Below are 13,702 nucleotides of genomic sequence, written 5' to 3' on the forward strand. Positions count from 1 at the left end.
ACCCAAACGCATGCTGTTAAGCTGTACTAAAAACCCCAACGGGTTCAAGTTGATTAGCCCGGGATGCAACCCCGGGCCAGGCCCTTCAGCTTCCTTAATTCTCATATTAAAACTGGAATCGCACGCCAGCCGTGAAGTTTCGGCCTCGGGTATTGTATCCGTAGCTATCAAAATACTGCTCATTCAACAGATTACGGACATCGCCGTAGACGCGAAGGAAAGTATTAATCTGGTATTCGGCGTAAACGTCCAGAGTGGTATAGGGTTTCAGCTCGACGAGCTCCGTTTGAAAAGTTTCGCCGTTGTAGAATCGATCCGAACGTTTACCCAGGGAGCGTACCGTAGCGGAAGCAAATACTTTTGGTGTAATCTGGTAGCCGAGCGTGGCATTGACCAGCATCTTTGGGCGACGGAATAGATTATTAAATGTCGTATCGCGTCCATTCAATGGCTGGGTGACCTGCCCGGTCACGTAAGTCGCATTCGCCGTCAGCGACCAGCCGTTTGACAGGTAAGAGCCTTCAAGTTCGAACCCATGATCTTTTTGCTGGTTGTAATTCACGTACCGACCATACGGAGGCTGGTTGAGCGACTGGAAATCGATCACTTGTTTAATCAGGCGGTCAAAATACAGCACCCGCACATTGGACTTTTTGTCTTTGCTAAACCATTGTACCCCCAGCTCCAGCGAACGACTGGTTTCCGGTTTCAGGCTTTTGTTACCATAGGGCGAGTATAACTGATACAGCGTAGGCGTCCGGAAGCCACTGGAGAGGTTCACAAAGGCTTTGTATCGATCCTTGAACAGATACGAAGGGTTGACTGAATACGTAACATTGCTTCCGTATAAAGAATGATGATTATACCGGCCTCCCAATTCCAGAGCCAGGTTGGTTCGACTACGTAACAAAGCCGTTATGTAGGCACTAATCAATTGCGTATGAGCCGTATCTTTTTGAATGGGTGGGCCGTATGGATTAGCCTGATAGGTATTTTGTGAACGAAGATCGGCTCCCGTGATGAGATCAAACCAGGGTCGTATATTCCAGGAATGGTAGAGTTCGGCGAAATGAGTATTCCCCTCAAAACTCGACTGATCCAGCTCGGATTTCCGGTCAAAGGTCGTAAACGCATAATTGGCCGTCAGCTTTCCGAGTTTGTGCGTATACTCAAAACCCGTACCGGCCATTTTCATGGTATTGGTATAGTCATAGTTCGTACTATCGGTAAAAGCTCCGGCATCTAGCTCGTTTCGATACCAGGAATACATACCACGTACTTTCCAGAGCAACTTCGACCCCAGTTGAATCCCACCGTTGAACAGGGCATTGTCCTGCCAGAACCCATCTTTGTCGAAGTTTTGATTGCCTTTCGCATCGTGTGCCGCCGAAAACCCATCGGAGCGTAACCGCGTGTACTGGGCGTTGAAATATCCGGCTTTGGAAGAACTGTTCAGGCCCACCGTACTCCGAAACGTACCATAACTTCCCGCCTGTACCGTCGCCGAAGCTCCTAACGGACGGTCGCCTTCTTTTCGGGTGAAAATATTGATGACCCCCGCCACGGCATCGGAACCGTACAGGGTAGACTGGGCTCCTTTGAGAATTTCGATCCGTTCGATTTCGCCCACGGAGAGTAAGTTTAGATCGAAGGTGTTATTGATGCCGGAGGGGTCGTAAATGGGTACGCCGTCGAGCAGAATCAAGGTATTGCCCTGACCAGCTCCGCGTGCGTATACATCCTGGTTGGTACCGAGAGGTCCCTGGGTCCCAACCACCATAAAGCCGGCCTGACGCGAAAGCAATTCACCGACGGACTGCGTAGCATATTTTTGGAGGACTGAATCCGGTAACACGGTGACGACTTTTCCGGTCTGGGAAAGTTTCTGATCGGTACGGTTGGCCGTCACAGTGACGGGTTCCAGTTGGGTTTCCTGAGCCCAAACGGCCGTTGTAGCCAACAAAAAGAGAAGGGTACTTTTGGTAAAAACGCTCATCGTTTTCTGAATAAAAGAGATGATGAGCAATCCGGTTACGCGAGGCGAAAGGCATAAACGATACGGACGGGCGTCTGAGCCACCCACCAATAGTCTACCTTTCCTAAACGACTTTTCACCCGAAAGCTCGAAATGGATTTCGTTTCAGGCAGGTCTTCTGGCTCGTTTCACCCCAGACGCCTTCCCATACCGAAACGGGTACAGTGGCGAATTGTCTGGAAATTGGATTGTTTTGGGTTTTGTGTTCAGCGTTTTGAGTTACTATTCATTAGAACCCCAAACGCTAAACTCAACACTCGAAACGATCCCGAAACTTACAGCTACGGGGATAGCCCCGGATTTGCACCGGTGTTCCCTTTTAATCCGGTACCGGGATGTACCGAAACCTAAAACGTCCGCAAAAGTAGGGAAAATAAAAATGCTGACCCGGTATTTCTCCGAATCAGCATTGGGGAATGGGTTTGAGGTGCGATGGGGTTTGAGTAAAGTTTCAAGTGTGAAAAGGTTTGATAGTGGTTTCAGATGAGAGAGGAGCTTGTAAGTACATTCAGATGAACCTATGCTATGAATGTTACTAACCTATTTTGCTCAACCTTGCATTCTACTTAAACTTCAAACTTTACTCTAACTTCAAATCCTATCAAACCACCTTTAAACCTCAAATCTTATTCATAACTCAAGCCATACTGCTTCAGTACCTCTTCGGGTACACCTTCCCAATTGTTGGGGGTGTTTCCTACGTAGCCGAGGTCGTCAAAGCCCATGCGGGTAGTGTAGAAACCGGTAAGCGTCATGTCCCGCATTTTGTTGAAAAAGGCCACTCCCTGTGAGTACTGTGGCTTTGCCTGCTCAGGGTAGGCAATGTCATCGACAATTTCGATTTGCTGGGGCTTCGTCAGTTCTACGAACTTCTTGTTAAAGCGTTTGCGGCTTTCGCTGTCGAGCCAGGCCAGCCCACCCCGCAGGGGCGTCTGGTGTACGGGCTGATCTTTCGCCATAAACTCGATGAACGCGGGTACGCCCGCCTGCGAGGCACTCCCCGACTTCTGATCGGCGGGAAGAATGATGTCGCAGAGGACCGTAATCGTTTTCAGTTCGTGCGGCGTAAAGAACTTTTCCGCCTGAAGTTTAGCATCCCGAATGGCTTCGGATTTCTGCCGTCCGCCGGGAATCTGTAGCGGTTTCTCGGGCGGTGCCGCCACCAGGTCCGTCGAAGGAACCGTAGCCATGCCCAACGACCCGAGTGCAATGGATTTAAGTGTATCGCGACGTTTCATGTGTTTCAGTTTTCAGTTGCCTGTTTTCGGTTTTCAGTGATTAATACTTCTATTCCGTCCAGTCCTGATAATCCAACGCTAGTTCCTGTAATTGATGTTTGTCAGTAGAGCCTTTGTATTTACTTCCCCTGATTTCCGTTTTTGACAGATAGGTAATAAATCCAGCGATCATTTTACCAAGCTCATCGGCATCTGCGTACACTTTTTCAAAGATTTCTGTCGAAATGTACTGACGATCTAATGCTCGGTATAACTGAGATTTGACTTCCGTTAACGAACCTTTGGAGATTCCCAGAAACTGGATAAACTCACCTTTGCTTGCTCGTCCAAAACCCTCAGCAATATTGTCCATGACCAAATCTGCCGAACGCCTGATCTGTCTTCGATGGTCAAAGTCCATGCCAAAGGGACCCGTCCCCATTAATTCAAAAATCAATACGGAAAATACCCTAGCTTTTTGCCAGATTTTTAAATCCTCAAATCGCTGAACGGTAGCCATAATTGAAAACTGTAAACAGAAAACTCTTTATAAATTCTTCTGTTTCACCTGATCAATGATGTAGTCACTCGTTCGCATGGACATCGCCAGGATCGTCCAGGTTACGTTTTTGTCGCCCTGGGTGACGAACGGAGCGGCGTCTACGACGAACAGGTTCTTCACGTCGTGGCCCTGCATAAAAGAGTTCAGAGCGGATTTCTTGGGATCACTGCCCATCCGAACCGTACCGATTTCGTGAATAATTTTGCCGGGAGCTTCCAGACCGTAGTTCTGTTCTTTTCCCGGTTTATTTCCTAACGCAATACCTCCCATTTCATGGATCATTTCTTCAAACGTATCCTGCATGTGCTTGGCCTGCTTCACTTCGTTTTCCGACCATTTGTAGTGGAAACGCAGCGTGGGAATCCCGTATTTATCAACGTTATTCGGATCGATTTCGCAGTAGTTACTTTCCAAGGGAATCGGTTCACCGCGACCGGCCATACCCACGTACGCTCCGTAGAAACGGCGGGCATCTTCTTTCAAACGCGAGCCGTAACCACCCGAAGGCAATGACTTTCCATCGGTATAGGCGTACTTGCCGTTCATGCCGTGAATCCCCATACCGTAGCCGTACATGGGCATACCCATACCACCACCGTACTCGATGTGGTAGCCGCGAGGGAAGTCCAGCTTTTTATTATCCAGCCACCAGGGGGTGTATACGTGCATACCGCCTACGCCGTCTTCGTTGTACCGTTTCCGGTTCATCAGGGCCGGAATGAAGGCCGAACGGCTGGCTCCCGTCGAGTCATTCAGGTATTTACCGATGACCCCGCTAGAGTTAGCGAGTCCATTCGGGAAACGGGCCGATTTGGAGTTCAGCAACAGACGGGCTGATTCACAGGAACTAGCCGCCAGTACTACAATCTTTCCGCGTACCGTCCGCTCCTGTAAGGTAGCGGTATCCACGTACGAAACACCCGTACACAATCCGGTTTTCTGATCGGTTAGTACTTCGCGAACCATCGCTCCGTTGATCAGTCGCGTATTCCCCGTTTTGACCGCCGGTTTGCAAAGGCAGGACGAAGAAGAAAAGTCAGCGTATACCTGACAAGCCCGGCCGCACTGCGAGCAGTAGAAACACTGACCGCGTTCGTCGTTAATTTTTTTTGTCAGAATCGATAGACGCGACGGAATAACTGGGATCCCCAGATTTTTACCCGCCTTCTTGAGCATCAATTCGTGCAAACGCGGTTTGGGAGCCGGTAAGAAATGACCGTCGGGTTCGTTACGAAGCCCTTCTTTCGAACCGAAAATACCGATGAGTTTATCGACTTTATCGTAATACGGAGCGACATCGTCATACGTAATCGGCCAGTCATCCCCGATGCCCGTGAGCGTTCCACGACGAAAATCGTCGGGACCGAAACGCAGGGAAATACGGCCCCAGTGATTGGTACGGCCGCCGAGCATCCGGCTACGGAACCAGTGAAATTCGGTACCTGGTGCCGCTGAATACGGTTCGCCTTCCAATTGCCAGCCTCCCCAGGCGGCGTCGAAATCGCCGAAGGGACGTGTGGTACTGGCTCCACGGCGAGGGGATTCCCAGGGGAATTTCAATTGCGTAATGTACTTGGGATCAGCAGGATCGTAGTAACCTCCTGCTTCCAGTAAACAGACTTTGGCTCCGGCTTTCGATAACTGATAAGCCGCCATGCCGCCACCCGCACCCGAGCCAACGATGATAACATCGAATACTTCGGGCGTTTCCTGGATGTGGAAATTGCTCATAAGCAGTGCGTGAAGAAATAGGTATAGACTCGTTGTTGGTACTGAAACTTAAAGGTAAAGATTTGTACGCTTACTTCTAGAGAAGTTAGGCTTTGAAGCAAGTAGAATTTTTCCAAGAAGGTATAGAATTCTTCACCGGAATAAAAAAGCTTACTTCAAAGCCTCAGCTTTCTTTGGACGTATTGCCTTAGAAACGCTGCAATTACTTAAAAATTTTACGAATTAGTTCTGATCGACGGGTTCTAAACGACTCGTGATGGAATTCCATAGATCAATCCGCTGACGAATCGATTCCTCCGCCGTGGCAATGGCTTCCTGCCATTTGGTCTCGTCGTTACCACAGAGTTCTTGCACCATGGCTTCCGCCAGATGACCATGATGCCCCCCGTCTACTTCAATGTGTCGTTCGAGGTAGTACCGGAAGGTGTCGAGCTGACCCGGAAAGCGTTCGTTGAGATTACGTACTAATTCGATGAACAGATCCGGAATCAGGTCTTCGCGTCCGTAGGTAAATGCGGCGGCGATTTCGTGGGGACGATTGCGATCAATAACGGAAAACGTAAAAGCTACGAATTGCCGGGCTCCTTCGGGAATGCTGGCATTTTCCAAAGCTTCAGTTACGGATTTACCCTGCCGCAGGTCGGCTACGAAGGCTTCAATAACCGTGGTATCGGCCTGTAATTCCTGCATGGCCCGCAGGTATAATTCATAGTGGCTCATGCGTACGCCGTGCTGGTCGACGTCACTTTCCTCACCCGTAACGATTTCATTAATCAGATACGCCGTGTTCCCTGAAGCCGTTGGTAACCAGGGCACTTGCACGCAGGTTAATTGCCGTTGCAGGGCTTTGAGCAGCGACATAAAGTCCCAGACGGCAAAGGCGTGACTTTGGGTAAAGACCCGTAGAGCCTCAATGGAGTGAATACGGTGATAGACGGAGTGTTCAATTAACTGCTGACGTAAGGGGTCCAGTCGTTCGTTGAGCAGACTTTGGTACATTGCTTTGGGGATTGATTTGCGGTGATGTAGTAAGGTTCGCTACATAAAGAAAGAGGCCGATGGCAAGCCACCGACCTCTTTTGCTTGATTATATGGAATAACCTTTCAATTACTTCAACAGTTCTTTACGCGTCAAAATCGTCTCGAACATTTTGATGTCGTGCTCCGAATTGAAGACATTGAAAGGAAGGTAGAGATACTGATATTTTCCTAAAATGAACAGATACGCATCTTTCTCCTTCTGTACCGACTGAATCATATTCCAGGGCAACTGACCTCCTTCTTTCTTCTCGCGGTTTTTCCAGACAAAGATCTGACGGTTATCGAATTCATAAACGAATTTTTCAAACATCTGCTTATTCTGTTCCACCTGCGTAGTAGCCGTGAACTGCATAGCCCGGAACAAACCGAAACCTACTGCACCTAAGACGGCTACCAGATAAATCCACCAGTTGGCATACGCATTAGTGACGTTCAGAACTACGTTGATGATAATTACAGCCACGGGGATCAGAAACCAGAACCATTCCTGCTTAACCCAGTCACGCAGGGCCAGGTTAATGTACTTTTTGGGTTCAAGGCCATATTTTTTCGTGCGAACGCCCTGGGGCATTCCCATCTGACCGCTGTTAATGTAGGGCTGTTGGTAGCGATTTACCGGAACTTTTGCCATTTCTTCAGTAGTGAAAAACTAAATAACGAAAATCGGGAAACTTGACGGGCTTGCTGACCGATTCTCATCGAAAGTACAAAAATACGAAAAGGCGGGTGTACTAAATGATGTCGGCTCCGAGAATATCTTATTGACGGTCAATTTTATGATTTTTCCGGCGTACTATGGTTTCTGTACGAAGCGGACCCCGTAAATTCGGCCATGATTTCGACTGAAAAAACTTTGCTCCTGAATCCGGAACAACTCAAGCAGAAGTTACGCCGGATTGCTTTTGAGGTCTACGAAACCAATTTTGAAGAGCGGGAAATCGTTCTGGCGGGCATCGTAGGTCAGGGTGTCGTGATGGCAACCCTGCTGAAAGAACAACTGGAAGCCATTTCGCCGCTAAAGGTACAGCAGATTGCTATTCAGCTTCAAAAAACCGACCCCGCCTCCCATGCCATTCAGCTAGACATTGACTCGGCCACGCTGGCGGGCAAATGCGTGATTGTCTGCGATGATGTCCTTTATACGGGCCGTACACTCGCCTACAGCCTGATGCCTTTTTTTCAGACGAAGCTCAAACGCTTACAGGTATCGGTGATGGTCGATCGAAACTACCGCCGCTACCCCGTATCCGCTGATTTCGTCGGCTACGCTCTGATGACCACGCTGAATGATCACATTGAGGTGGTACTGGAAGGTCCCGAGGCGGGCGTGTACCTGCGGTAAGCTCCAACTGTTTTGACTTTTCGGGTACGTTGAAGGTACCTGTGTAACTACTTTTTGCTTTTGAAACGTTTAGCACTTTTTGCTTCGGGTTCGGGTACGAATGTCGAGAATATCGTCCGCTACTTCGACGGTCACGCCGAGATTTCGGTCGAACTGATTCTTTGTAATAACCCTTCGGCGGGCGTCATCGAACGAGCGAATCGCCTGGGCATTCCCATTCGTTTGTTCGATCGGCAGCAATTTCGCTCCGGTGAAGTACGGAGCTGGCTCGAAGAAGCCCGCATCGACTGGGTCATTCTGGCTGGATTTCTCTGGCTGGTACCCAAAGAACTGGTCGAAGCTTTCCCCAATCGAATTCTTAATATCCATCCGGCCTTACTGCCTTCGTATGGCGGCAAGGGTATGTACGGCGACCGCGTACACGAAGCGGTCGTTGCCGCGAATGAAACGCAATCGGGTATTACGATTCACCTCGTCAACGAACATTACGACGAGGGAAATACTGTTTTCCAGGCTTCTTTTCCCGTAGAGCCGGGTGATACTGCTGCTGAGGTAGCCCGAAAATGCCACGAGCTGGAATACAAACATTACCCTCCGGTCATTGAAGAGGCCGTTCTGAAGGGAATTCCTTCCTAAACCCTTTCTATTACCAAAGAAAACCTCCGCTGCTGAGCAACGGAGGTTTTCTTTGGTCTTTCCGGTCCTACTAGTACGAAGAACGCTCGCGGTTTTGAGCCTGATACGTCAGTGAGAACGTATTGTAGCCGAGCAGTACATTTCGGGTAGCGGTGCGAATGGCTTTTCGATCGAAGAAGCCTTCGGGTGATACGCGGGCTGCGTAGCCTTGCCACACCGTTTTGTTCATGAATGTATCCTGAAACTGAATGAGCAAGGTACCCTTCCGTAAAAACGTTTTATCTACTACATAATCCACGTCTGGATAGCGATAGCTTTTTACGTAAGTGTTCAGTTTGATTTTATCGGGGTGCAGGGAATAAAAGACCAGTACGTCCGGTTGTTCGGTGGTATACTGAAAACCTCTCAATTGCATTTGCCGGTTGATTTCGGCCGTAATAATGTCGTGTTGAAGGGTTGTATCCTGAGCAGTGATGGGATCGAAAGCGATACAATAGGTATTGTACAAATGCGTGTAATTGGGGGCGTATCCCGAGTGGATAACCAGACTTTTCGGATTACAGGCTGAGCATAGCACGCCCATAACAGCAAAAACAAATAAAAACTGTTTCATAAAAGTTAATGGCCGTGAAGCCGTATTTAAATGGAAATTTGGTTTTCTGAAGAATTGGGCATGTAAGCGGCAGAAAATTCTAAAAAACAATGCCAGATTTTGACTTACTAGACCCGAAGTACTGCTTTCGTAACCAGCGAGTTAAGCTAGTATAAGCATAGGTTGCTTGAAAGTATTAAGCTCCGCATAATTTAACAAATATCAAAATATTTGAAGCCTCTTTTTTGATGAACAAAACATCCTTTTGCCGGAAACACTTCTAGGGATCGTTTTGCCCAACCTGTAGGCTTTTAAGAACTTTTAACTTCCCCACTTCCCCGTTTGGTTTTACCTTAACAATTTAAAATCAACCGCTATGAAAACTTTACGCTTATCGCTATTTCTACTCGTCTTAGGGCTCGCTTCTTGTACGCCCAAAGTTCAGGTGGTTACCCTACACAGCCCGACCGTTACCTTGCAAGACAAGGCTTTCGTTTACGAAACCGATTCGCTCCGCATTCAATTTAACTTCCAGGGAGAGAATGGTGTAGTTCGAATGAACATTTACAATAAACTGGACGTCCCGCTATATATCGACTGGAAGCGTTCAGCGTTTATCAAAGGGGCGGAAAAATTTAATTATTGGGTCGATGAAGCTTACTTACAGGGAGAATATTCTAGATATGGTTTTGCAACTCCGTCCCGAGAGCCTACCAACCGTTTGCGTCCCGACTGGTATCGCTACGACCAGCACGTTTTTCGTTCCGGTTCAATTCAGGGAATTATTTATAAGGACGAACCAGTGGCCTTCATTCTTCCTAAGATGTCGATGGACTACGCTCGCTTTATGGTAGCACCGGGCAAGGCCTGGCTGCTTCCTCCTTCCAAAGGAACCGTAGAGCAAGTGGATGTATTGGTTTCAGAATCTAATTATAAAAAGAAGAAAGACCTGATTCGTTATGAGTTTTCCGAAGCAAATAGCCCACTGAAATTCCGTAATTATCTGACGCTGTCCACGGACACCCAATTCCGTACTGAATTTCAAATTGATACTCCGTTCTACGCTTCCAAAGTCGAAAATGTAGATGGACGCTACTTATTCGGTTCAACGTATACGGCTTCCGATCTTAACACGCCTACGGCGATTAGTCATTTACCTGGTTCGTACCAGGAGCAGAATAAGTTTCTGCTCCTGATCCCGGTTAACTAGCGAGGCTTTTGCTGCGTACGCACCAATTGAGCGGCCGCTCCGTTTTTGGCAAAAATCAGTCCGGTTCCTTGCGGCATTTTTAGCTCGGCCGAACGTCGTACCTGACCTTCGACGATCAAACCCGTTTGAGCGGAAGGTACGACGTTAAATTTTTGTTGTCCCGTGCCTTTTAGCACGACTCCCCGGTTGGCGTCGTAACGACCCAGTTCGGGCAGGCACTCAAAGAAATTACCCGTCAGGATCAAATCCAACTTTCCATCCTGATCGTAATCTACACTGCTGATTCCGTAAATGGGTGAAAATTGAACGTCCTGGGGTAAGGCTTCAAAGCGGAAATTCCCCTTTCCGTCGTTCCAGAATACGCCCGTCCGGTCTTCCACCGCCGAACGCTTGAGCATACCTTCGCGGGAACTTTCATCAAACAGGTCTTCGACCGTTTTTTCGGCGTAATCCGTAAACTTCAGGAATTTCTTTTTGATGGAAGGTACTGCTTTCTGTAAATCCTGCTTGAGTACCATCGGATAGCTTTTGCCGGTTTCGGTCCAACAATTGATGATTTGTTCCATGGTACCGTTGCGGTCAAAATCGTTGACGTACAGCTCCGCCGGGTGTTCTGCCGAAGCATGATAGCGGTTATTGCTCCCCAGATTACCCGCCACCAGATCTAGATCACCATCCCCGTCGAGATCCCGCACGTACAGGCGATTCCACCAACCCGTCAGTTCCGAAAGTTGAGGCGATCTTGCCAGACGTTGGCCTTTCTCATTCAGGAAAATCGTAACGGGTCCCCAGTCTTCACTGATAATGAGATCGGGCCAGGAATCGCGGTTGACGTCCGCCCAGACCGCGTCGGTTACCATTCCCATTTTTGAGAATTCGGGGATATATCGTTTAGTCATTACCTTGAACTCACCTCGACCATTATTGACGAGCAACTGACTCTGTGGCGATAGGCCGTACTGTCCGGATACCATGCGACTACCCACAAATAAATCCTGGTCGCCATCGTGATCGAAGTCAGCCGCCGTGACACTTGAGCCATTCAGATACAGCAAGGGCAGGCGACGGTCACGAGTAAACGTCCCCTTTCCATCGTTTAGGTACAAACGATCTTCGAGTTCAGCGGAGCCGTCGATAAATTCATTCCCGCCGCTCACCACGTACAAGTCCTGGTCGCCATCCTGATCCGCGTCGAAGAAGGTGGCCGCTACATCCTCGTACAGGCGTTCGGTATCCAGCATGATCAGCTCCTGACCTTTGAACGTACCATTGGCCTGCTGTACAAATAATTTTTTAGCCGAACCGGAAGCTCCGCCGAGGTACACATCATCCAGACCATCGCCGTTGACATCGCCCACGGCCAGCGGCGGCCCCTGCGTGGAGTACATCTGCTTGAGCAGCGGATCACGGTTATAGTCCACAAACGCATTTTCTACGTGGGTATAGTCCAAGCGAGCGGGAGCCGTTGCATCGGTGAAGTAAGATGCTGGGGTTGCCCCCATTCGAGGTACCCCGGCTTTCGATTGACGATAATCCAGAACGAGTTCCGTATCCGCTTTTACACTCGGGATGGCCTGTTGCTGACCATCCGGCCAGACAATCGTTACGGAATCAATCTTGGTTTCAGTTCCCAGTCCAAAAACCAGCGTCAAATCCACGGAAGACTGAAAACCCCGGTTCGGCATTTGTTGTAGTAAAATGGTACGATTAGGTTGATGCACCCGAACTTTCGCTCCGATTCCATTCCGGTTCTGGTCCGTTCCTTTCAGCTTTACGCGTAAAAAATGCTGGTGATTCCGGTCACTGGCGTGATTGCGGTATACCGACAAGGGTTGATTGACATTACTGACAATCAGATCCAGATCGCCGTCATTATCCAGATCGCCGTAAGCCGATCCGTTCGAAAAGTTGGGCTCAGCCAATCCCCACGCCTGAGCCTGATTACTGAACTTTAGATTTCCTTCGTTGCGGAAGGCATAATTGGGAATCGGTTCCGAGGGCATCTTGGGTAAAAATTCCGCGAAATTGAAGCCCTGGGTCACCACTTGCTGCATGGTATGATCGTCGGAAAAAAAGGAGATAAAATCCTGATCCGAGATGGTTTTATACAGACCGTTCGCCACGAAAATATCCTTCTGCCCATCGTTGTCCATGTCGAACAGCAAAGCTCCCCAGCTCCAGTCGGTGGCGGCTACTCCCGCGTACTGCCCCACATCACTGAACGATAGTTTTCCCTTCGCGTCCAGACCGTTGTTCAGGTGCAGCATATTTCGCATGTACTGGTAATGGTAGTCCTGACTGAGCTTGAACTGTTCCAGCTCGTAGCTTTCAAACAACGTGGTGGTTTTCAGTCGGCGGTCGGTACCGGGCAACATCTCCGTTACGAAAATATCCAGTCGTCCGTCGTTGTTCACGTCGGCGACATCCGCTCCCATCGAAGACAGACTGATATGCGGAAAGGTTTCTTTGAGTGATTCGCGGAAGGTCCCATCCTGATTGTTCAGGTACAGATAATCGTGCTCGTAGAAATCATTAGAAACGTAGATGTCCGGCCAGTCGTCGTCGTTCACGTCCCCTACCGTAATGCCTAATCCAAAACCAATGACACTTCCATAAATGCCCGCTTTCTCCGAAATATCCACGAACTGCGTCGTTACCGGAGCCGCATCTTTGTGAATGATTCGGTTTTCAAAGAACTTGTGACCGCCGTCGTAATCCCGTTGGTTTCGCAGGTTTTTATAGCCCAATCGCCCGACCGGCATGAAGCTGTTGTTAAGCAGAAACATGTCCAGATCACCATCGCGGTCGTAGTCAAAAAAGGCAGCGTGCGTCGATACGCCGCGGTCGTCCAGCCCAAATTCTTTGGCTTTTTCGGTAAAGGTCAGGTTACCGTTGTTGATAAACAATTCGTTGGCCCGGTCGTCATTGGGACGATTCCCTGCGTTACAGATGTACAAATCCAGAAGACCATCGCCGTTTACATCCGCAAACGTGGCTCCGGTGCTCCAGGCGTGCTTTCCCTTGATTCCCGCTTTCTCGGAAATATCCTCAAACTTGAAATTGCCTTTGTTGAGATACAGTTTATTATCACCCATGTTGGACGTCAAAAACACGTCGGGCAAACTATCATTGTTGATGTCGCCGATGGCTACGCCGCCGCCGTTGTAGAAGTTCCGGTAATTGAAAATGTTCAGTTCCTTGTCATCTTTCACTTCGTTGACGAACGCAATCCCCGTTTGTTCCGCCGGGAGCGATTCAAACAGGGTTTCTTCCTGCTTCTTCCCGCACGCGGCCAAGACCAGAATCAGGGCCATTATCCGAATAAATTGCTTCATG

The 13,702-nt window shown here is 48.9% G+C and carries 11 protein-coding genes and 1 riboswitch; of the genes, 3 read left to right on the forward strand and 8 right to left on the reverse strand.

Translation table 11 applies throughout. The annotated features are described in order from the left end of the window. Positions 1-106: 106 nt before the first annotated feature. The 6 genes from C5O19_RS12825 to C5O19_RS12850 all read right to left on the reverse strand — a co-directional run bounded on the left by C5O19_RS12825 (position 107) and on the right by C5O19_RS12850 (position 7,217). A complete protein-coding gene (locus C5O19_RS12825) occupies positions 107-2,083 on the reverse strand; it encodes a TonB-dependent receptor plug domain-containing protein (RefSeq protein WP_165796015.1) in 1,977 nt (658 codons plus the stop codon). A gap of 43 nt (positions 2,084-2,126) precedes the next feature. Beyond that, positions 2,127-2,401, reverse strand: a riboswitch (cobalamin riboswitch). Positions 2,402-2,661: 260 nt separating this feature from the next. Beyond that, complete coding sequence (locus C5O19_RS12830) at positions 2,662-3,273, reverse strand: gluconate 2-dehydrogenase subunit 3 family protein (protein WP_104712774.1); 612 nt, start codon at positions 3,271-3,273, stop codon at positions 2,662-2,664. A gap of 49 nt (positions 3,274-3,322) precedes the next feature. Then, on the reverse strand, positions 3,323-3,772 hold the full coding sequence (locus tag C5O19_RS12835; RefSeq protein ID WP_104712776.1) for a four helix bundle protein: 450 nt from the start codon (positions 3,770-3,772) through the stop codon (positions 3,323-3,325). A 27-nt stretch (positions 3,773-3,799) separates the two neighbouring features. Next, entirely contained in the window at positions 3,800-5,545 is a 1,746-nt protein-coding gene (locus C5O19_RS12840) for a GMC oxidoreductase (protein WP_104712778.1), read from the reverse strand. A 222-nt stretch (positions 5,546-5,767) separates the two neighbouring features. Further along, positions 5,768-6,544 (reverse strand): DUF3050 domain-containing protein, encoded by a 777-nt coding sequence (locus C5O19_RS12845; RefSeq protein WP_104712781.1) that lies wholly within the window; start codon positions 6,542-6,544, stop codon positions 5,768-5,770. 109 nt (positions 6,545-6,653) lie between these two features. Continuing rightward, positions 6,654-7,217 carry a YcxB family protein gene (locus C5O19_RS12850; RefSeq protein ID WP_104712783.1) on the reverse strand — a complete coding sequence of 188 codons (564 nt, stop codon included), beginning with the start codon at positions 7,215-7,217 and terminating at the stop codon, positions 6,654-6,656. Between the two features lie 201 nt (positions 7,218-7,418). On the opposite strand from C5O19_RS12850, the gene C5O19_RS12855 reads away from it, so the two are divergent. Beyond that, a complete protein-coding gene (locus C5O19_RS12855) occupies positions 7,419-7,928 on the forward strand; it encodes a phosphoribosyltransferase family protein (RefSeq protein ID WP_104712784.1) in 510 nt (169 codons plus the stop codon). A 60-nt stretch (positions 7,929-7,988) separates the two neighbouring features. Then, positions 7,989-8,564 carry a phosphoribosylglycinamide formyltransferase gene (gene purN / locus C5O19_RS12860; RefSeq protein WP_104712786.1) on the forward strand — a complete coding sequence of 192 codons (576 nt, stop codon included), beginning with the start codon at positions 7,989-7,991 and terminating at the stop codon, positions 8,562-8,564. A gap of 70 nt (positions 8,565-8,634) precedes the next feature. Here the strand turns inward: purN and C5O19_RS12865 are convergent, their stop codons facing one another. After that, positions 8,635-9,177 (reverse strand): DUF4136 domain-containing protein, encoded by a 543-nt coding sequence (locus C5O19_RS12865; protein ID WP_104712789.1) that lies wholly within the window; start codon positions 9,175-9,177, stop codon positions 8,635-8,637. 355 nt (positions 9,178-9,532) lie between these two features. On the opposite strand from C5O19_RS12865, the gene C5O19_RS12870 reads away from it, so the two are divergent. Continuing rightward, positions 9,533-10,366: a hypothetical protein gene (locus tag C5O19_RS12870; RefSeq protein WP_104712792.1), complete on the forward strand. Its 834-nt coding sequence runs from the start codon at positions 9,533-9,535 to the stop codon at positions 10,364-10,366. On the opposite strand, the gene C5O19_RS12875 is transcribed toward C5O19_RS12870, so the two are convergent. Next, positions 10,363-13,701, reverse strand: coding sequence for a VCBS repeat-containing protein (locus C5O19_RS12875; RefSeq protein WP_104712794.1), 3,339 nt, complete (start codon positions 13,699-13,701; stop codon positions 10,363-10,365). The two genes, C5O19_RS12870 and C5O19_RS12875, sit on opposite strands and share 4 nt — an antisense overlap. Position 13,702 lies beyond the last annotated feature (1 nt).

The sequence above is a fragment of the Siphonobacter curvatus genome (assembly GCF_002943425.1).
GTDB lineage: Bacteria > Bacteroidota > Bacteroidia > Cytophagales > Spirosomataceae > Siphonobacter > Siphonobacter curvatus.

What these genes read in the sequence shown, in the direction of transcription:
- C5O19_RS12875 (WP_104712794.1), bottom strand. Translation starts at nt 13,701, where the DNA reads ATGAAGCAATTTATTCGGATAATGGCCCTGATTCTGGTCTTGGCCGCG.
- C5O19_RS12865 (WP_104712789.1), bottom strand. Translation starts at nt 9,177, where the DNA reads ATGAAACAGTTTTTATTTGTTTTTGCTGTTATGGGCGTGCTATGCTCA.
- C5O19_RS12835 (WP_104712776.1), bottom strand. Translation starts at nt 3,772, where the DNA reads ATGGCTACCGTTCAGCGATTTGAGGATTTAAAAATCTGGCAAAAAGCT.
- C5O19_RS12855 (WP_104712784.1), top strand. Translation starts at nt 7,419, where the DNA reads ATGATTTCGACTGAAAAAACTTTGCTCCTGAATCCGGAACAACTCAAG.
- C5O19_RS12870 (WP_104712792.1), top strand. Translation starts at nt 9,533, where the DNA reads ATGAAAACTTTACGCTTATCGCTATTTCTACTCGTCTTAGGGCTCGCT.
- C5O19_RS12850 (WP_104712783.1), bottom strand. Translation starts at nt 7,217, where the DNA reads ATGGCAAAAGTTCCGGTAAATCGCTACCAACAGCCCTACATTAACAGC.
- C5O19_RS12840 (WP_104712778.1), bottom strand. Translation starts at nt 5,545, where the DNA reads ATGAGCAATTTCCACATCCAGGAAACGCCCGAAGTATTCGATGTTATC.
- C5O19_RS12845 (WP_104712781.1), bottom strand. Translation starts at nt 6,544, where the DNA reads ATGTACCAAAGTCTGCTCAACGAACGACTGGACCCCTTACGTCAGCAG.
- C5O19_RS12830 (WP_104712774.1), bottom strand. Translation starts at nt 3,273, where the DNA reads ATGAAACGTCGCGATACACTTAAATCCATTGCACTCGGGTCGTTGGGC.